Origin of the sequence: Muriicola sp. SD30, assembly GCF_041205185.1 — a bacterium.
Taxonomy (GTDB): Bacteria; Bacteroidota; Bacteroidia; order Flavobacteriales; family Flavobacteriaceae; genus Muriicola.
Genome location: NZ_JBGEWB010000002.1, coordinates 304,525 through 322,461, shown reverse-complemented (window position 1 = coordinate 322,461; position 17,937 = coordinate 304,525). Strand labels below are relative to the sequence as shown.

21 protein-coding genes and 1 tRNA gene are annotated in these 17,937 nt (G+C 42.8%); 15 read left to right on the top strand and 7 right to left on the bottom strand.

Translation table 11 applies throughout. The annotated features are described in order from the left end of the window. The first annotated feature begins 40 nt into the window (after positions 1-40). The 9 genes from AB8P51_RS06460 (at position 41) to AB8P51_RS06420 (ending at position 7,475) form a co-directional block, all read left to right on the top strand. Entirely contained in the window at positions 41-160 is a 120-nt protein-coding gene (locus AB8P51_RS06460) for a PrsW family glutamic-type intramembrane protease (RefSeq protein WP_369748481.1), read from the top strand. A gap of 416 nt (positions 161-576) precedes the next feature. Then, entirely contained in the window at positions 577-1,824 is a 1,248-nt protein-coding gene (locus AB8P51_RS06455) for a tyrosine-type recombinase/integrase (RefSeq protein ID WP_369747970.1), read from the top strand. A 332-nt stretch (positions 1,825-2,156) separates the two neighbouring features. Further along, positions 2,157-3,005: a hypothetical protein gene (locus AB8P51_RS06450; RefSeq protein ID WP_369747969.1), complete on the top strand. Its 849-nt coding sequence runs from the start codon at positions 2,157-2,159 to the stop codon at positions 3,003-3,005. A gap of 138 nt (positions 3,006-3,143) precedes the next feature. Further along, positions 3,144-3,446 carry a helix-turn-helix domain-containing protein gene (locus AB8P51_RS06445; protein WP_369747968.1) on the top strand — a complete coding sequence of 101 codons (303 nt, stop codon included), beginning with the start codon at positions 3,144-3,146 and terminating at the stop codon, positions 3,444-3,446. An 8-nt stretch (positions 3,447-3,454) separates the two neighbouring features. Further along, positions 3,455-4,660: a primase-helicase family protein gene (locus AB8P51_RS06440; RefSeq protein WP_369747967.1), complete on the top strand. Its 1,206-nt coding sequence runs from the start codon at positions 3,455-3,457 to the stop codon at positions 4,658-4,660. 208 nt (positions 4,661-4,868) lie between these two features. After that, positions 4,869-5,822, top strand: a complete 954-nt coding sequence (locus AB8P51_RS06435) for a toprim domain-containing protein (RefSeq protein WP_369747966.1) — start codon at positions 4,869-4,871, stop codon at positions 5,820-5,822. Then, positions 5,819-6,115, top strand: coding sequence for a mobilization protein MbpA (gene mbpA / locus AB8P51_RS06430; protein ID WP_369747965.1), 297 nt, complete (start codon positions 5,819-5,821; stop codon positions 6,113-6,115). The genes AB8P51_RS06435 and mbpA overlap by 4 nt, the downstream gene beginning before the upstream one ends. Further along, the gene (locus AB8P51_RS06425; protein ID WP_369747964.1) at positions 6,112-6,981 is read left to right on the top strand and encodes a relaxase/mobilization nuclease domain-containing protein; all 870 of its coding nucleotides are present in this window, start codon (positions 6,112-6,114) and stop codon (positions 6,979-6,981) included. The genes mbpA and AB8P51_RS06425 overlap by 4 nt, the downstream gene beginning before the upstream one ends. A gap of 11 nt (positions 6,982-6,992) precedes the next feature. After that, positions 6,993-7,475, top strand: a complete 483-nt coding sequence (locus AB8P51_RS06420; protein WP_369747963.1) for a DUF6730 family protein — start codon at positions 6,993-6,995, stop codon at positions 7,473-7,475. Positions 7,476-7,675: 200 nt separating this feature from the next. Here AB8P51_RS06420 and AB8P51_RS06415 read toward each other — a convergent pair whose 3' ends face one another. The 6 genes from AB8P51_RS06415 to AB8P51_RS06390 form a co-directional block, all read right to left on the bottom strand. Further along, positions 7,676-8,122 carry a hypothetical protein gene (locus AB8P51_RS06415; RefSeq protein ID WP_369747962.1) on the bottom strand — a complete coding sequence of 149 codons (447 nt, stop codon included), beginning with the start codon at positions 8,120-8,122 and terminating at the stop codon, positions 7,676-7,678. A 166-nt stretch (positions 8,123-8,288) separates the two neighbouring features. Beyond that, a complete protein-coding gene (locus AB8P51_RS06410; protein ID WP_369747961.1) occupies positions 8,289-8,912 on the bottom strand; it encodes a porin family protein in 624 nt (207 codons plus the stop codon). Positions 8,913-9,005: 93 nt separating this feature from the next. Continuing rightward, a complete protein-coding gene (locus AB8P51_RS06405; RefSeq protein WP_369747960.1) occupies positions 9,006-9,473 on the bottom strand; it encodes a hypothetical protein in 468 nt (155 codons plus the stop codon). A 367-nt stretch (positions 9,474-9,840) separates the two neighbouring features. Beyond that, a tRNA-Ile gene (locus AB8P51_RS06400) sits at positions 9,841-9,914 on the bottom strand. A 298-nt stretch (positions 9,915-10,212) separates the two neighbouring features. Beyond that, the gene (locus AB8P51_RS06395; RefSeq protein ID WP_369747959.1) at positions 10,213-10,470 is read right to left on the bottom strand and encodes a GIY-YIG nuclease family protein; all 258 of its coding nucleotides are present in this window, start codon (positions 10,468-10,470) and stop codon (positions 10,213-10,215) included. Positions 10,471-10,630: 160 nt separating this feature from the next. After that, positions 10,631-10,816 (bottom strand): hypothetical protein, encoded by a 186-nt coding sequence (locus AB8P51_RS06390; protein WP_369747958.1) that lies wholly within the window; start codon positions 10,814-10,816, stop codon positions 10,631-10,633. Between the two features lie 158 nt (positions 10,817-10,974). Here AB8P51_RS06390 and AB8P51_RS06385 point away from each other — a divergent pair, with 158 nt between their 5' ends. The 3 genes from AB8P51_RS06385 to AB8P51_RS06375 all read left to right on the top strand — a co-directional run bounded on the left by AB8P51_RS06385 (position 10,975) and on the right by AB8P51_RS06375 (position 12,474). Further along, positions 10,975-11,166, top strand: coding sequence for a hypothetical protein (locus tag AB8P51_RS06385; RefSeq protein ID WP_369747957.1), 192 nt, complete (start codon positions 10,975-10,977; stop codon positions 11,164-11,166). Then, on the top strand, positions 11,135-11,503 hold the full coding sequence (gene hemG, locus AB8P51_RS06380; RefSeq protein WP_369748479.1) for a menaquinone-dependent protoporphyrinogen IX dehydrogenase: 369 nt from the start codon (positions 11,135-11,137) through the stop codon (positions 11,501-11,503). The genes AB8P51_RS06385 and hemG overlap by 32 nt, the downstream gene beginning before the upstream one ends. A 113-nt stretch (positions 11,504-11,616) precedes the next feature. Continuing rightward, positions 11,617-12,474, top strand: a complete 858-nt coding sequence (locus tag AB8P51_RS06375) for a family 16 glycosylhydrolase (protein ID WP_369747956.1) — start codon at positions 11,617-11,619, stop codon at positions 12,472-12,474. Positions 12,475-12,823: 349 nt separating this feature from the next. On the opposite strand, the gene AB8P51_RS06370 is transcribed toward AB8P51_RS06375, so the two are convergent. Next, complete coding sequence (locus AB8P51_RS06370; protein ID WP_369747955.1) at positions 12,824-13,015, bottom strand: hypothetical protein; 192 nt, start codon at positions 13,013-13,015, stop codon at positions 12,824-12,826. Between the two features lie 209 nt (positions 13,016-13,224). On the opposite strand from AB8P51_RS06370, the gene AB8P51_RS06365 reads away from it, so the two are divergent. From AB8P51_RS06365 to AB8P51_RS06355, 3 genes are all read left to right on the top strand, one after another. Then, the gene (locus AB8P51_RS06365; protein ID WP_369747954.1) at positions 13,225-14,145 is read left to right on the top strand and encodes a nuclear transport factor 2 family protein; all 921 of its coding nucleotides are present in this window, start codon (positions 13,225-13,227) and stop codon (positions 14,143-14,145) included. A 253-nt stretch (positions 14,146-14,398) separates the two neighbouring features. After that, positions 14,399-14,824, top strand: coding sequence for a hypothetical protein (locus tag AB8P51_RS06360; protein ID WP_369747953.1), 426 nt, complete (start codon positions 14,399-14,401; stop codon positions 14,822-14,824). A 184-nt stretch (positions 14,825-15,008) separates the two neighbouring features. Continuing rightward, positions 15,009-17,795, top strand: a complete 2,787-nt coding sequence (locus AB8P51_RS06355; RefSeq protein WP_369747952.1) for a prolyl oligopeptidase family serine peptidase — start codon at positions 15,009-15,011, stop codon at positions 17,793-17,795. Positions 17,796-17,937 lie beyond the last annotated feature (142 nt).

Below are 17,937 nucleotides of genomic sequence, written 5' to 3'. Positions count from 1 at the left end.
CATTCTAGGATTCCAAATAAGGACTGTGTCTGGAAAGTAAATATGCGTACCACCCCGGGCACAAAAACCAGATGCGGCATCCCTTGCTATACTAAGAATGGTCACCGCCGTACCGGCACATTTTGTATTTGCAGTGATTATGGGTTATTATTTGGGCTAGGCCAAAAGCAAGAGGAAGGGTCAATTAGTGTATATCCTTTTATCAATTCTAATCCCCGTACTAATTCATGCCTTATATGACTATTTCTTATTTATGGAGTTGGTAAAAGGCATTTGGATCGTTGGCATCGTAACCCTTGTTATTGCCTTGTACATAGCCAAAAAGTCCATTTTGGAACATATGGATGCGTCGCCGTTTAAGAAGTAAAGAGTTTAGAGTGTGGCCCCACCTGAACCCTTTTTTTCTATTAGCTGTATTTAGTATTGTATAATTGCTTAACTTAGAGCATATAAGGGTTTAGGTGAATATTGGTTAACAGCTTTTATCATTTTTTTTGATACAATTTGCCCCCTATTTTGCCCCCCTTTTTACATAGTTTTATAGAAATGAATACAAATGAAGCTAAACAGCATTAAATGCAATTAACCTTTGTTATAAGACAGGACAAGAAAAACAAAGACGGTAGTTCACCAGTTCGTGCGATTATCACTTTCAATGGTAACCGTGTGCGTAAAAATATTAATGGTGTTAAGGTACTTCCAAAACATTGGAAAAAAGAAAGAATAAAACCAAATACCAAAGTTGAGCCATACAACAATCATGTCGAATACAACCAGCAACTCGATGAGTTCGCCGATAGAGTCCACACCATTTTCAGATATTTCCATCTAAACCATATTACTCCCTCAAAAGCACTTTTCGAGCAAAAAATAGCAGATAAGACTTTCAGGGAAAACGCCCTTGCCCCTCAATTCTTCGAAAGTTTTTCTGAATTCATTGAAACTAGCCGCACAACAAAAGCACTGGGAACCGTTAAAAAATACAAGACGGTCAAAGGTTTCTTGAGACAATTTCAAACCTTCTCTTCTTACTCACTCCATTTCGATACCATCAATATGGAATTCTATGAGAAGTTCCGTGACTATTGTTTCGAAGAAAGAGACACACTAAACAACTACTTTGGAAAACTCATCGCCATTTTAAAAACATACATGAATTGGTCTTTTGAACGAGGGTATCATCAAAATCTGGAATACAAGAAGTTCAAGCGCACAGAAGATAAAATAGAGGTCATATGTCTCACCATGGAGGAACTCATGCGCCTTTATAACTTTAAGTTTCACACTAAAAAGCTTAGCCGAGTACGGGATTTCTATTGCTTTGGTTGTTTTACAGGGCTTCGATACAGTGATATTAAACAATTACAATCTTCAAATATTTTCGAAGACTATCTTAAAATCAATATCGTCAAGACCCGCAAAATGGACCAAACCATCCCTCTCAATAAATACAGCCAAGAAATTTTACAGCGATATAGGGACACCATTTACGAACCATTGCCATTATTCTCAAATCAAAAATTAAACGAACACATCAAGACTTGTTGTTGTAGGGCAAAAATTGACTCGCCAACTACGATTACCCGATATATTGGTCAAAAGCGTATTGACAAGACCTATCCCAAATACAAACTCATTACAAGTCACACAGCCCGAAAAACATTTATTACGGTGAGTCTTATGCTGGGGATGAAAGAAGCGGTCATCAAAGAAATATCAAATCATAGTGACGAAAGGTCATTCAAGAGATATGTTGATGTATCGGAAAGTTTTAAAAAGAAAGAAATGGAAAATACCTGGGATCTTTTGGAATTGACCCATTAAGCAAAACAACAATGAAATCATACTATAATTATCTTCTTTTTCGCCTATTGACCTTAAACGAATTCGTATTATTATTCATCTTACCATCCATGGGGGTAGGTATTTCTTGGCTAATCCTACAAGCACAGGTCAAACATCTGCTAGATGCGCGACCTTTCATAAGCATTTTGGTTTTAATATTGGTTTTGACAATAACATTTGTCAATTGGCTTTACCTAAAAGGAATTAAAGTTTTGCCTCTTAACTTCAATAATATCAAATACTCCAACTTTTACACCGCTACCTTTAAACTATTCAGAGAGAAGGAAAAGAAACTGTTTTACCAATATGTTTTGGAATCAATCATCTCCAAAGACCTAAATCTAGAGAAGTTTGTCAAACAATTTGAGAACAGTCCGAAATGGCAACGCATCCTTCTAAACGAACTGAACTCTGATTCTTTTAAGAAATCTCTCGTATCAGAGCTAGACTATCATCGATTTAAAAGTGAGGTTTCCCAAAGACTTAAAAAGTCTGGATGGATTCGTGATTACCTCAATTACAGAACCCCATTTGAACGAGCTTTTTTTATTACCTCCAAGTATGCAACAGAAGCATCCATTCTCAACAATATCGATGGTATCAAGCAAGCAATAGTCAAGAACATAAACATTGTGAACAACGGGGTGACGCTTGATGCCAAGGGTTTAAAGGGGGATATTCTTGATGTAAATAAAACCGTTAGTGAGGTTAATCTTAAATATCGGATAATCCTAAACCCAATGATTACCCAAAAGCAATTTGCCCTAATCTTAGATGGGTATGCGAGAGAAAACCTAAACAATTTTAAAGCGGTGCGCTTTTCGGCAGTTTTTGGAGGCTTCAAGGGTTATGATGCCACAAAATACAACTGTCAAAATATTTTTAGGGCCTACACAATGGATTTGACCAAGGATGAAATCAAAGAATTTATCGCCTTACTTCGCTACTTACTGGAGCGCAATGTCATCATAAATGATAAAAGGCTCAATTCGGATTTGAAGATGGCAGACATTCTTGAAATTTTTATTGACAATTGCCTTTTATCATCTGAAACTATCCGCCGAAATTTTTCAGAAGGTTTTGCCTATAAAAAGAATCTGCACCAGGATACCATCAGAAAAGTGAACTCAATAATTGATAAATACTTACCAACTTCGTAAAGAATATTTCTTGCATAGTCTTTTGGCCAAAGACAAACATAGTTTCTCCGTTACCAACTATTGTTGGTAATAGAATTTGAAACACTCATGAATCTAGTTTAGCAGTGAAAAACATTGTTTCACGTAAAATACTAAACTATGTCAAACCCTATACTATACGGCTTCACAAAGAAGGATTTAGAAAACACCATTGAGCTGGTCATAAAAAGACTTCAAAAAACTTCATTAATTCATGAATCACCGCTTCTGTCAGAGGAAGACCGCTTAACACAAAAGGAAGCAGCGCAATTTCTAGGCAAATCAGAACAATGTTTGATTAAATGGAAAAAGCAGAATAAAATTCCTTATTACCAAATTGGAGATTCCCCCTTTTACTCAAAAAGGGAGTTGTTGGAATATGCTAAAAGAAATCCACATTTAAGAAGAACAACTTCAAAATAACCCGCAATATGACAACAGTTCAATACATACGGGTCGGCACTACCTACTACAAATTGGTCAAAAGCCCCTCTATTTCTGGGCATTTCAATGAGCAATTGGTCGTATGGAATGAGCATACCATCAAACAAGATCATGGAAAAGATTTTTTGAGTACAGTTCCTAAATATGATGGCTTTGCCTGCATACCCAACCATCTCGACTTCAAAAAAGAGCATCATGGTTTCTACAATATCTATTTCCCTTTGGAACATTCCCCTTTAGAGGGACAAATAGGCACCACCAAGAAATTCTTGGAACACATTTTCGGAAAGCAAATAGAGCTTGGGTTAGATTATCTTCAATTACTATACACCAGACCAACCCAGATATTACCAATCTTGTGCTTAGTATCCAAAGAAAGAAGCACCGGTAAGAGCTCCTTCCTGAAATGGTTGAAAGAAGTATTCGGAAATAATCTGACCTACCTGACCAATGATAGTTTTGGCAGCCAGTTCAATTCGGATTGGGCAAACAGATTGCTCATCTGTATTGATGAAGTCCTGTTCAATAAGGAGGAGCTGACCGAACGTATTAAATACCTGAGCACCACAAACCGGAGTATGTTGGAGGCAAAAGGCAAGGACAAACGCGAAGTCGAGTTCTTTGGTAAATTTATTCTCTGCAGCAACAATGAGTATAACTTCATCAAAATTGATGGGAACGAGACACGGTTCTGGGTCCGAAAGATCTTTCCGCTCAAAAAGGAAGAAACCGATTTTCTGGATCGTTTGGTAGTTGAGATTCCGGCCTTCCTTCATTTTTTGAACAATCGGAAACTCTATTCAGAGCAAGCAACCCGAATGTGGTTTACCCCAAAACAATTGCACACTCCAGCACTGAAACTTTTGGTGCAGCATAATCGCAACCGCGTCGAAAAGGAACTGGCCAGTATCCTACTGAGCGCCATGGACAAGTTTGAACTGGAGTCCATCGACATCTGCCCCATGGATGCCCTAAGTCTGTTAAGCAAAACGAGAGTAAAAACCGACATGACCCAACTAAGGCGGTTGCTAAAAAAAGACTGGAAACTCGAAAATCAAAAAAACTCGAACAGCTACCAACGGATTGTTATCTGGAACAATGGGGAAATCAATATGCAAGATGCCAAGGGTAGGTACTTTACAATCGAGAAGAAATTTCTGAACCAAAATTTTGATGAAACGATGATGGAATGAGTTAAGGTCAATGATGGCAAACGTTGCGGCTGTCATCACTTTGTCATCACTCTTTCATCAAAATAAAAAATGATGACAGAAAAAAGGAACAATAAATAAAAAACGATGAGACGATGAAAAAATGATGATGCCTTTAAGCCCAGTGAAAACAATGGCTGACAATAATTTGTCATCAAATCATCAAAATTCTATACAAATACAATCGCTTATGAAAAAAGAAAGAATGGACTGCGAAAGAGCCCGTACCCTTTGCCTGATCACTACGCTGGCCAGGGCCGGGCACTTTCCAGTCCGGGAAACGGAAAAAGAAGCTTGGTATCTGAGTCCGTTCCGGTCAGAGACACAAGCCTCCTTTAAGGTCAACAAAAAAATCAACCGCTGGTACGACCATGGGGAAGGCATCGGGGGAAATATCATTGATGTCGTTTGCCAATTGGAAAACTGCACTGTCAGTAAGGCACTTAAGCTGCTTTCCACACAGAATCCCTCTTTTTCTTTTCACCAGCTGCCATCCATACAGCTTCCGGATAGCGATGGAAGCAAAATCAAGATTATCAGAACCACTAAAATCAGACATGCTGCATTGAGGCAATACCTGAAATCCAGATACATTTCTTTGGAAACGGCACAAAAGCTCTGCAAGGAGGTACACTATCGAACCAAGGGCAAGACTTATTTTGCCATTGGTCTGGAGAATGTTGACGGAGGTTGGGAACTGCGGAACAAGTACTGGAAAAATTCGACGTCCCCGAAGACCATATCCATTTTCAAGAACGGCCACAAGAAATTGATTATCACGGAGGGGATGTTCGATATGCTTTCCCTGTTGGAGCTCATACCGAACATTCAAGGCACTCATGATTTTTTGATTTTGAACTCTACGGCATTCATTGAAAAGGCTTTGGTACAATTCAAATATTATGACCAAATCGACCTCTTTCTGGACAATGACGGAATAGGAAAAGAAAAGACAGGATTATTATTGAAACAATCGCATAATACCAATGACAATTCCCATCTATATGATGGTTTTAAGGATATGAACGAATGGTTGATAGGGGTAACTAAGGAATGTATTGGGCAGGGAATTCAAGATGTGTTTTTGTTGCCACAAAAACAATCTTGCTTTGCTCCCGATGGTTGCAAAGAAAAAATAAAATGAAAAGAGACTACATCAAATTCCGATGCTCCATCTACGAGAAGAAACTGCTCAAAAAAAGGGCAAAAAGGGCAGGCATTTCCCTATCTGAATATTGCAGGAGCTCCGCTTTTGGCAATAGCGTTATCGAGCGATTAACGGAAGAACAATTGGAATGCTATCGAACATTAATTCAGTACAAGAACAACTTTACCCGAATAGGAAATATGTTCAGAAACAGGAATCCCTTATTGGCCAAGGAAGTGGAACTATTGGCCGAGGAGATACGGAAGCACCTTTACAATTTTGGGAAATGATCGGCAAGGGAAAATCCATAGCGCACACGGGCCAGTCCATGGGATATGGCTGGAACCAGGAAAAAGGGGCCGAGGTAGTCCACAGCCAGAACCTGGCCGGGGAAACTGCCAAACAGGTGACCGAGGAGTTCAAATTGGTGCAGGAGATGAACCCCCGTTGCCAAAAGAACACTCTGAGCTTTGTGCTCAGTCCCACCAAAGAAGATGGTAAGGACCTTTCGAACAAAGAGCTGGGAGAACTGACCAAAAGCTTTTTGGAAAAGATGAATCTACAGGACAGGCAGGCCATAGCCTTTGTACACCGGGACAAGGCCCATACCCATGTACACCTTTACGCAAACCGTATCGGTTTTGATGGCAAAGCCTACAAGGACAGTTTCATCGGAAAACGTAGCCAACAGATGGCCGAAAAGGTTGCCATGGAAAAGGGGCTTACCACGGTGAAAATGGTGCAGCTAGAAAAGGAAATGGAGACTTCTAACATCCGTCAGGGCATCAAGCGCATCCACGACCAGGTCATGGACAAGGAACGGCCAAAAACCTTATTGGACTACATGAGGGCCATGGGGGAAAGAAAGGTTCAGGTCATCCCAAGCATCAACAAGGCGGGAAAGCTTCAGGGGTTTCGGTTCGAGCACAAGGGGCACAATTTCAAGGGAAGTGAGGTACACCGTTCGATGTCGGGCGGAAACTTGACCAAACAACTTTCACACGGCATAGCGCTCAACAAACAGTTGGAATCTGCCAAGGGATTGGCCATAGCTGGCAAGGCAGCGGAACTTGTTTCAAATGCCTCACTAAAATTGATAAGAAAAACATTGGAGCAGGCCGCAAAACGGGCAATGGATAGTGGAATGGGATATTAATAGAAACAATCATGGGATACAAAAAACTGGATGAGGTGATGGAACTGCTGACCGATGAGCTGGACGGCTTCAAGAAGTCCATCGATAGGCTAAAAAAGCTTACAGAGACCGTCGATAACATAAAGGTGGAAGCCTCCACCGATGACATACAGAAATTGCTCCATAAACATCTGGAAAAGGAAAAGTGGAACATGGAATCCATTGACCAAAATACCGACACCATTAGGAAAGCGGTGATAAACGCCAAAGTAATCCCAAGGACATTGTTCTGGCTGACGATAGCGGTCTGGACGATTTCCCTTGTTAGCATTTGTTATCTGGGAGTAAAAGTCTCACGGTTGGATTCCATACGCGAAAAGTCCTTTGAATCTGGACGGCAGGAGGTCATCACAACGTTAAGGGGCTTTTTTGACGAAAATCCGGGACTATTTGAATCTTATGAATCATGGCGATTAAATGGGAAAGAGGTGGACTCTACCAAGTCCAAAAAGTAGGCTGCGCCCTATTCCGATTTTATTTTACGCTTATCTACCGGAACGCTATAAAATCAAAACAGGATCCATGCGCAAAGTTTAGGGGTAAGATTTGGGATGGATATGCAAATTTTTTGTCTTCAATAAACGCTCAGAATAAATAATGCTAACAAAAAAGCCCCGTTCTGGGGCTTTATCAAATGGGTTTAGTATCTCTTAATCTAGTCTCCCTCGCTTAAAGAAAAACTTCCATCACCATTAAAATTGGTCACTTCAATGGTTACGGTCCATAATCCCGAAGCACCTGAAGAAGTTACACCATCAATACTATCAGGCTCTGTCCCTCCTTGAATTGTTCTGTCCAATACAATATTGGCCTCAGAATCTCGGACAATAATTTGAAAGCTTCCTTCTGATGTGGCCGTGATATCGGCATTGTAGTCAGCGGTGGTCAGGTTGTTCAACCAGACGAAAGTCCTTGTGGCGCTTCCTCCATTTCCGGTGAAGTCGCCATCAACGTCTCCATTGAAATCATCACCATCGTCGAAAAGAACGGTTCCGTTCACCCTCACTTGGACCATGGCATCGTCGTCATCATTGCTGCAGGCCACAAATGCGGTCGCAGCCGATACAAAAAGAATAGCAAAGAAAATTTTTTTAAGTCTCATGATATTGATAATATTTTATTAGCCTATACAATAACAATAACGGCAAAAACCCTACTTTCTTATTCTAGGTCAAAGGCGTTTTAAGACTTGGTGGTTATTTTACTACTCGCTATTATAATTTAGATAGTCTTTGCAAGTTGCAAATTGAGATACCTTTCATCAGGCTCTAATCAAAAAAGAATATCGCTGAAAGTTGTATAAACCTGTTTTTTAAGGCTTGGTTTGAATCAAAAAAACCTTCCTCAATGGCATCATCATTATTGTCCGTAAGACCAATGTTGTATCTGACACCCAATTCAATATTATCATCAATTTTGTAGCCTACCCCCAATGCCAAGGAGAAGTCCGTTCCTTTGTAAAAATTGTTGGCATCCAACGATTCCTTGCTGTTTTCAATCTTGTCCTCCTCTTCAAACTCACCACCGGTCAATAGGTTTATCTGTGGCCCAAGAACAATGTTGAAGTTTTCGTCAATATTGTATTTGAATGCCCCTAATAGACTCAAATAGGTAAGCTTGACACGTTCAATATCATCAACCCCTTCAAACTTGGCGCCAACGGTGTTTAACAACAGTTCTGACTGTACGTCCAATTTTTCACTCAATCCGAAGTTCGCTACACCTCCCAGATGAAATCCAATTCTGCTATCGGGATTGGGAAGGTCCTCTTGCGGATCAACATTGATACTTGAAAAGTTGAGCCCCCCTTTAATTCCAAACTCAACATCCTGTGCAAAAGAGCTAACGGAGACTGTTAACAATGCGCATAAGGCAAATACATGTAATTTCATAACAAGAATTTTTATCTTAAGTTAAAAAAAATTTGGTCAGATTAACCAGAAATAATCTGGAAATCTGACCAAAAAACTGTACTATATTGTTATTTAGTTCCCTTCGCTCAAAGAGAAACTTCCATCACCACTAAAAGACTCGACGGTAATTGTCACCGTCCATATCCCAGCAGTTCCGGCATCGGTTACCCCAGAGAAAGAATCAGGCTCAACCGCTCCGTTCAAAGATCTGTTTAACACGATATTTGCGTCTGCATCGGTCACGATCATATTGAAGGTACCATCCGTGGTAGCTGTGATATCGGCATTGTAATCCGCAGTTGCCAAGCCATTGTTCCAGCTGAACATACGGGTAGCGGAACCACCGTTGCCCGTAAAACTTGCATCGATGTCTCCATTGAAATCAGATTGGTCACCGACTGTAAAGTCAGAAGGTGTTGCTGTTAAAGTAGTTCCATTGACCGTAACACTTGCGGTGGGGTCATCGTCTTTGCTACAGGAAATTACGGTCAATACCATTATTCCTGCAATGATTGATTTGAATAGATTTGAGGTTTTCATAATTTACTTTTTGTAATTTTAAATAGTATTATTTGCTTTGTTGACTTTTAAACAACTGTAACAACGAATTCCCTACCCCGTTGTTGTAATGTTTCTTGTTTTTGTTGTGAATCGCACTTTAATTGTTGTGAAATTCATTTCCTCGAGAATTCTGCAAAACAAATGAAAGCCTTTAGAGCTGGTTAAAACAGCATTCACCCTTATGAAAAGCACCTTTTTTTGGCTGTGTTATAACAAAAGTATGTTCGGTGGCCGAATCTATCTTAAATAAGGAAAACCACAAAAAAGTTATAGATTATTTGCCCCCTTTTATGCCCCCTCTAAAAAAACAAATCCTTCTAAATCAGTGACTTAGAAGGATTTTACGTGGTCCCACCTGGGCTCGAACCAGGGACCCCCTGATTATGAGTCAGGTGCTCTAACCAGCTGAGCTATAGGACCGAATAAAATCAATATGTCAAAAATAATAATCTCAAAGAGATTATGAGTCAGGTACTCCCTGTCTGCTGTGTCGATAGACCAGTAGATAACCAGCTGAGCTACCCGCCTGCCGTACCGCCAGGTGGGCAGGTAGGACCGAATAAAATCAATATGTCAAAAATAATAATCTCAAAGAGATTATGAGTCAGGTGCTCCCTGTCTGCTGTGTCGATAGACCAGTAGATAACCAGCTGAGCTACCCGCCTGCCGTACCGCCAGGTGGGCAGGCCCGCCTGCCTTAAACAGGTAGGTAGGACCTTTATTCTTCTTCTTTATGAACGTTAGTGTACTTTTTCTTCAGCCACTGTTTTCCATATCCACTTTTTAGATATTTCTCCCTTTTTCTTGCTGAAGTTCTTTCCGGAAAGTCCTCTAAATGTATTAATTTCCAAGGACGATACCCTTTTGTGCTTTTTGTTCTTCCAGAATTATGTGCAATAATTCTTTTTTCGATATCCGAACTCATACCTACATAAAACCTGCCGTCCTGTTCACTTCGAAGCACATACACTTTCACTATGTCAACCTTTGTCGTTTACTTCTTCACAAGAAAGAAATAACCTCGGCAAAGAGCATGCAATATTACTACATATTTCAGGATACTGCAATACCAGGACATAATGAAAAGCACAAAATAAGCCTCCTTTAAGAGCCTTTTAAAAAAGTTGCCCTCCTACCTAACTCTTCTTTGTGATGGAAAGATTGATCACAATGGCCATTAACAACCAGATGATAAACGTTTCCCCATGTGTCATTTCATAGGTTGATCCGGCTGCCTTGGCAGCTAACAAAACGAGATACACCACCAGGGGTGATAACAAAAGACTGATGGCTAATTTTAGTAACGATTTCTTGTAATCCATTTGAAATATAAATTTTGGTTAGTGTTTATACATCCTCAATTTAGAATTAATTCGGAGATTTTAAAAGTCTGATTCTCTTTCCGTTTCTGTAAAAAATAGTAGTTTAATCCTCTTTAAACCGAAAAGGAATTCCTTTTAGCATCCAGGACCCTACAGCAATGCCAGAAAAAACCGCCTTGATCTATGCCTCCGTTGACGGCCATACCCTCAAGATCTGTGAAAAATTAAAGCAGGTGCTTTTAGAGCATGATCAGCCTGTGGAGATCATCAATATTGAGGATTTTAACGGAGACCTAAGCCGTTTTTGGAAGGGTTGTCCTGGGAGCCAGCATCCGCTACGGAGTACATGATAAAAAGATCATCGAGCTGATCAATTCCAGCAAGCAGGAACTGGAAACAAAGAAAACCGCCTTCTTCTCTGTAAACCTCGTCGCCCGAAAAACTGAGAAAAGCAGCCCGGAAACAAATCCGTACGTAGTTAAATTCTTTAAGAAAATATCATGGCGCCCCCATATGACAGCAACCTTTGCGGGTATGCTCGACTATCCCCGATATTCCTTCTTTGACCGTACCATGATCCGACTCATTATGTGGATGACCAAAGGCCCTACAAACCCCCGCACAGTAAAGGAATACACCGATTGGAAAAAGGTGGAAGCCTTTGCTGAAAAATTGGTAAATCTGTAATGCTATCTATACAAATTTACAGCCGGATTATGACTACTTCCGGGGCTTTAATCGATGCCCTTTTTTGAAAAATATCCCTACCTTAGATAGCCATATCCAATACCCTTTATAAAATGAGATCAAACCGAATTTTACTCGCCTTTGGGCTGGTCCTGGCCTTAAGCTGCAAGTCGGGGGAGAAAAAAGAAGAAAACACAGAAGTAGCCGCCGTTGAGATCTGGGAAACCGACTTCGAAGACGATTTTGAAACCATTAATCCTGAAAACTGGCAGGACCAGCGGATATGGGTCAATAACGAAAAACAATGTTACGTTCCCGATGGGCAATACGGGACCCGGGAAGTGAGTAACGGTACCTTAAAGCTCAAGGTCGTAAACGTTGGCGAAGCCCGTCCTTGTGACAACCTCGATAAGCACGGGGAACAACACCCGGATACTCCCTATATGGCCGGGAGGATCTGCTCCAAAAACAGAAAAGAATTTGTCAAAGGGAAATGGACGGCCCGGCTGCGCCTGCACGGTAATGGACAGCCCAGCATGTTCCCGGCCTGGTGGCTCCTGGGTGCCCGTAACAACGAATCCCCAGTACAAGAGCCCGATGAAACCGTCTGCTGGCCCCTTACCGGCTCGGGGGAGATCGACATCTTTGAGCACCACGGAGATGTGAAAAAAGACCACTTTACTACCGGGGCGATTAAAAGCGAAGGCGAATGTGATAAGGGCGACTGGTGGAGTTATAGAAAGGACTTTCCGGCCACTCTGGACGACTACCACGAATACTCTGTAGAATGGGAAGGAAGCGACCTGGTATACCGATTAGACGGGGAAGAAGTATACCGCAATGAGGGCGAGGGAGACAACTACCCCGAACCCATGTTTGCCATCCTAAACTTTGCCAAGATCACAGATAACCCCATAACAGGAGAATGGGTTATGGAAGTCGACTGGGTAAAGCACGAGTCAAGAAAATAAACCTGCCGCCGGCAAATACCAAATACTGATTCCGCAGATTTTCAGAAATATGGGCGTAGATAGTGGATTACTATTGGTCTATCTTTTTACCCACCCCTTTGTCCCCTCCTAGGAGGGTCGCTTACGCTTCACAGCTTCAGCGACGAAGCGGAACACCTCGTTAATGTCATATCGAGTGGAGTCGTTTGTCAGGTCGAGCGGAGTCGAGACCGATATTAATAGCAAGTGTCATATCTCGACTCCCGTGCCCGAGGCAGGCGGGCGCTCGATATGACATAGTTCCTTTTTTATTTGATTGAATGTCTCCAACTCCTAAAATTTAGCATCCCGAAAGTTCGAAGAAACAGTTTTAAACAAAAAGATTGCAATCTTCACAGCTCTTTACTTCCCCGTAATAAGTTTCCCTGTACTTGTGCAGGGTTTTTACGGGCAAGCCAGCCACGTACTTTTTTATATAGGTCACCTTTGTAATGAGTTTCCCCATCTTCTGGGTATAACGTTTTTCAGTTTTTGTTCTCCTTTTGATCTGTATCAATTTCATAAGTCTCGCTTTTAGAAGCTTAAAACCTAAAAAATCCTGGGCCATATACAAATATGAGGTGTTAAACTTCTGTTAGGATGTCTTTTCAGAGCATCCCCAAGATTTTCAGAAATAAACTCGTTTATAGGATAACTTTCTCCAATTCAATTTATTAAATAATAATCCGTACCTTAAATCAATTAATTGTTACCAACCTAAAACCAACCACAATGAAAAAAGTAATGCTTTTAGCCCTTGCTTTGGGCTTGATGACGGCCTACGGCCAAAAAGAGAAAAACGGAACCATTTACAAAGAACACGAAGCCATCGCCAAGGTGAATGCCATGCAGGCCGCATGGGTAGCCGGGGACAGCGCTAAAGTGGCTTCCTACCTACACGAGGATTTTAAAGCCTTTAACGGTTCAGGAACCAATAAGGATGCAGAAGGAGGCACAAAAGCCAACTATGCAGGCGGGGCAAAATGGTGGAATAAAAATGTGGCCTACCTCAGCCTTACCCCTTCTCCGGGTGCCTACCCCGATGCCCTGGAATACAAGGACGGGCAAATGTGGGTGCAAACCTGGGATCAGATGAAGGGAGTACACAACGAAACAGGCGTAAAGATCGACGTACCTGTACACCGTATGTATCGCTTTAAGGACGGCCTGATTGATCTTGCTATCAGTTACCACAACCAGGCGGTATATCAGGAGATTGGTGAGAGTTTTGAAGATCGCAAAAACGGGGTGATCTACAACCACCACGACAATATCAACAGAGTGCGCAGGCTGATCCATGCCATTGAACACGGGGATATGGAAACCGCCTTAAGCTTCTACGACGACAAGGCCCGCATCCGAAATCTGGAAATGGAGCAGGGCAAGTTTATGAACAAGGAGGAATTTAAGACTTATCTGGAGGGGATGATGTCCAGATTCACGGTCAGTTCCATAGACGTAAGAGGCTACCCCGACTATCTGGAGTACGACCTGCGAGATGGTAAGACAGTGCAAAGCTGGTGGGACATCCGCCTTACCCGAAAATCGGATGACAAAAAGATCGTAATGCCCATCATGTATGTGCACGACTTTAATGACGAAGGCAAGATCACCCGCTCTATGGCTTATTTCAGCAGTAAATGGCTTGATTAAGCCCTGACTGTACTAGTTAAAATAAAAGATCCGGTTCCGATAAGGGACCGGGTTTTTACATTTTAATACGTTCCTGGGTTTGAATTGATTCAAATAAGGCGGAATAATATTTCTGTAATTATTTAATATTCAACTAGTTATGCTCTATTTAGAGGTGTCTTTATTGGTTATTCGATGAAATGAACATGCCTAGTGTCATATTTTAAAAGGAATTTCGTTTTACCTATATATTCTTTTTCTAAATAGAACATTTATGAAAAAAATTACTTGGCTGCTATTTCTTCTGATCCTTGGCTGTGGCAAAGATGATGCTGTGGAGAAATTCAACATTACTTGGGAAGTAAACGGACAGGGAATATCCAATAGAATACAAGGCGGAGGATATGGTAATGAATATCAGGTAACTTTACCCTGGTCCTCCACTTTTAAAACCGAAGAAATAGAGAATTTGGGATTATTCGTCAGGCTCAATGATTCTACCCTCGAAAATGATGGCCTGGAACGAATCACCTTAAAAATTGATGGGGTACTAATTGTTGAAAAAACAAAATGGCTCCACTCTGCCTCTGTTGCCCCCGGAACGGAACTACCTGATGATACGGGTTTGTGGTCGTATATAGACGGATCAGAAGGAAAAAGCTACTCCGCACTACCTCCCCCCTCTTTTTATTCTGATTAGGCAATACAGTAGTTTCCGATAAGTATTCTTTATAATCTCCCTTGAGGTTTACCCACCCAAAAGGGTCGCTTACGCTTCACAGCTTCAGCGACGAAGCGGAGCACTTTGTTAATGTCATATCGAGCGTAGTCGAGATATGACAATCAGAAATACTATATTTAGGGCTTCCATTAAAACCTTTCTTATGAAGCCTTTTATTATGCTCTTACTTTTATTTCTTTCCCTTTCCCTAACCGCCCAGAAAAAGGTTCTGGACCATGCCGATATTGAGCTCTGGAACTCTATTGAAGGTGAACGCCTTTCTCCCAACGGGGCATACGTAGCTTACAGCCTCGAAAAAGGCGAAAAAGACCACTTCCTCCACCTTAAAACTGCCACCGGGCAATCCGTTTTTTCCTATGAGCGGGCCTCCAAACCCCGGTTCACAGACGATTCCAAAACCCTGGTTTTTTCCATCACCGCCTGGAAAGACAGCGTGATGGCCATGAAAAGACGAAAAGTGAAAAAGAAAGACCTCCCTAAAGACAGCCTGGGGATCTACAACCTCAGCAACAAAACCTTAGAAAAAATTGGAAACGTAAAATCCTATCAAATCCCCGAAGACTGGAGCGGCTACATCGCATATCAACTAGAGGAAATTGAAGTTCCCAAAGATACCGTCAAAGACAGCACCGAAAGCAAGAAAAAGAAAAGCAAGGCCAAGAAAGTAAGCAAAAAGAATGGCTACCACCTTGTCCTCAGATCCCTGGAAACCGAAGAGGAAGACACCCTTAAATTCGTCACGGATTACACCTTTGCCAAAAAAGGAAAATTCCTGGCCTGGGCCACCACAGGTGAAACAGACAGTTCCAATTATGCCGTCTATGTAATGGACCTGGTAAATCAAAGTCGGACCCTCCTTCACGAGGCCAAAAAAGCCGATTACGCCCAGCTCAGTTTTAGCGAAACAGGAAAACACCTGGGCTTTATCGCAGACACTGATACCACCAAAGTGCAACTCCGACCCCGAGAACTCTACCACTGGCAGGTGGGGATGAGCTCCGCTGAAAAAATCGTAGACGCCAATACAACCGGCAACGACCTCCGCCCTTCAGCCTATGAAAAACTTCGTTTTTCCAAAGACGAATCAAAACTCTATTTTGGCCTGGCCGTGCCCCCCATCATCAAAGACACCTCTCTTCTCGAGGAGGAGATCGTGAACGTGGAGGTCTGGACCTATGACGAGCCCCGCCTCTATACCGTACAGGAATTGCAGATGAAAAATGACACCACAAGTGCCTTCCTCTCTGTCATCCACCTCAACCAGAATAACAAACTTACTCAGCTGGCCAATGCCACCTACCCCGAGGCCGACCTCACCCGACACGGAAATGCCGCCTACGCCCTGCTGCGTAACCCGGAACCCTATGCCCTGGAATCGCAATGGACAGGACAACGCGCCCGCGACTATGCCGTGGTAAACCTCAGCAGTGGCACGGCCGTAAAAGCCCTTACCAAAATACCTGGCCGGGTTGAACTGAGTCCGCAAGGCAAGTACATCTTTGGCTACCACAATGCGGACAGCCTCTGGTTTGCCTACAGTATTGCAAAACGAAAATACCTAGCCCTAACCCCGGATAAGGTCTTCTACAACGAGCTGCACGACAGTCCCAGCCATCCCTGGGCCTACGGCACTGCAGGCTTTACTGAAGATGACAAGGCCCTGCTCCTCTATGACCGCTACGACATCTGGAGCTTTAACCCCGAGACCGGAGCCTCAACCCGACTAACAAAAGGCCGCGAGACAAAAACCGTCTACCGCTACGTCATCCTCGATCCGGAACAAGACCATATCGATACTTCTAAAAAAGCACTACTCACCACCTTTAAGGAAACGGATAAGTCGTCGGGTTACGCCCATTACGATTTTAGGTCGGGCCGACTCACTCCCCTCTTAAGCGGGCCCTATGACTATGGCTATCCGGCCAAAGCCAAACGGGCACAAACCCTCCTCTTTACCCGGGAATCGTTTACCGAATTTCCAGACCTGAGGGTGGCCAACCAGGATTTTAGTAAAGTCACTCAGATCTCTAATGCAAACCCCCAGCAGAAAGAATACAACTGGGGTACTGTTGAGCTGGTCAACTGGACCTCCCTGGATGGGGAAAAGCTCACAGGCATGCTCGTAAAGCCCGAGAATTTTGATCCAAACAAGAAATATCCCATGCTGGTAAATTTCTACGAGCGCAGTTCAGACGGACTGTACCGCCACCGGGCACCTACTGCGGGCCGCTCTACCATCAACTATCCGTTTTACGCCAGCAGGGGCTACCTCATCTTTAACCCGGATGTAAAATACCGTATCGGATATCCGGGAGAAAGCGCCTATAACTGTGTGATCCCGGGCGTCACCTCCCTGATTGAAAAGGGATTTGTTGACAAGGATAATATCGGGGTGCAGGGACATAGCTGGGGTGGTTACCAGATCGCTTACCTGGTAACAAAAACAGACATTTTTAAGGCAGCCGAGGCAGGGGCTCCGGTACCCAATATGATCAGTGCCTATGGAGGCATCCGCTGGTGGACCGGGCTGAGTAGGCAATTCCAGTACGAACACACCCAGAGCAGGATAGGGGGAACACCCTGGGAATATCCCACTAGATACCTTGAAAACTCCCCCATCTTTAATCTCGACAAGATCAATACGCCGTTGCTCATCATGCATAATGATGCCGATGGGCATGTCCCCTGGTACCAGGGAATAGAGCTCTTTGTAAGCCTGAGACGACTCGGCAAGCCCTCCTGGTTTTTAAACTACAACGGCGAGCCCCACTGGCCCCTCAAACTGCAAAACCGCAAGGATTTCAACATCCGTATGGCGCAGTTTTTTGACCATTACCTCAAGGGTGCACCCAACCCGGTTTGGATGGACAGAGGCGTTCCCGCTATGGAAAAAGGGGTGAATCAGGGATTGGAGTTGATGAAAGAATAGTGAGCATAGAAGTACGAAGTTAGAGGAAGGAGGAATTGGTTTAATACCGAGTCCCTGAAGGTAGGTTTACCCACCCCTTTGTCCCCTCCCGGGAGGGTCGCTTACGCTTCACAGCTTCAGCGACGAAGCGGAATACCTTATA

Excerpts from the sequence above, each read along its gene's own strand:
- AB8P51_RS06455 (WP_369747970.1), top strand. The coding sequence starts at position 577 with ATGCAATTAACCTTTGTTATAAGACAGGACAAGAAAAACAAAGACGGT.
- AB8P51_RS06445 (WP_369747968.1), top strand. The coding sequence starts at position 3,144 with ATGTCAAACCCTATACTATACGGCTTCACAAAGAAGGATTTAGAAAAC.
- AB8P51_RS06440 (WP_369747967.1), top strand. The coding sequence starts at position 3,455 with ATGACAACAGTTCAATACATACGGGTCGGCACTACCTACTACAAATTG.
- AB8P51_RS06435 (WP_369747966.1), top strand. The coding sequence starts at position 4,869 with ATGAAAAAAGAAAGAATGGACTGCGAAAGAGCCCGTACCCTTTGCCTG.
- mbpA (WP_369747965.1), top strand. The coding sequence starts at position 5,819 with ATGAAAAGAGACTACATCAAATTCCGATGCTCCATCTACGAGAAGAAA.
- AB8P51_RS06425 (WP_369747964.1), top strand. The coding sequence starts at position 6,112 with ATGATCGGCAAGGGAAAATCCATAGCGCACACGGGCCAGTCCATGGGA.
- AB8P51_RS06420 (WP_369747963.1), top strand. The coding sequence starts at position 6,993 with ATGGGATACAAAAAACTGGATGAGGTGATGGAACTGCTGACCGATGAG.
- AB8P51_RS06415 (WP_369747962.1), bottom strand. The coding sequence starts at position 8,122 with ATGAGACTTAAAAAAATTTTCTTTGCTATTCTTTTTGTATCGGCTGCG.
- AB8P51_RS06410 (WP_369747961.1), bottom strand. The coding sequence starts at position 8,912 with ATGAAATTACATGTATTTGCCTTATGCGCATTGTTAACAGTCTCCGTT.
- AB8P51_RS06405 (WP_369747960.1), bottom strand. The coding sequence starts at position 9,473 with ATGAAAACCTCAAATCTATTCAAATCAATCATTGCAGGAATAATGGTA.
- AB8P51_RS06390 (WP_369747958.1), bottom strand. The coding sequence starts at position 10,816 with ATGGATTACAAGAAATCGTTACTAAAATTAGCCATCAGTCTTTTGTTA.
- AB8P51_RS06385 (WP_369747957.1), top strand. The coding sequence starts at position 10,975 with ATGCCAGAAAAAACCGCCTTGATCTATGCCTCCGTTGACGGCCATACC.
- AB8P51_RS06375 (WP_369747956.1), top strand. The coding sequence starts at position 11,617 with ATGAGATCAAACCGAATTTTACTCGCCTTTGGGCTGGTCCTGGCCTTA.
- AB8P51_RS06370 (WP_369747955.1), bottom strand. The coding sequence starts at position 13,015 with ATGAAATTGATACAGATCAAAAGGAGAACAAAAACTGAAAAACGTTAT.
- AB8P51_RS06365 (WP_369747954.1), top strand. The coding sequence starts at position 13,225 with ATGAAAAAAGTAATGCTTTTAGCCCTTGCTTTGGGCTTGATGACGGCC.
- AB8P51_RS06360 (WP_369747953.1), top strand. The coding sequence starts at position 14,399 with ATGAAAAAAATTACTTGGCTGCTATTTCTTCTGATCCTTGGCTGTGGC.
- AB8P51_RS06355 (WP_369747952.1), top strand. The coding sequence starts at position 15,009 with ATGAAGCCTTTTATTATGCTCTTACTTTTATTTCTTTCCCTTTCCCTA.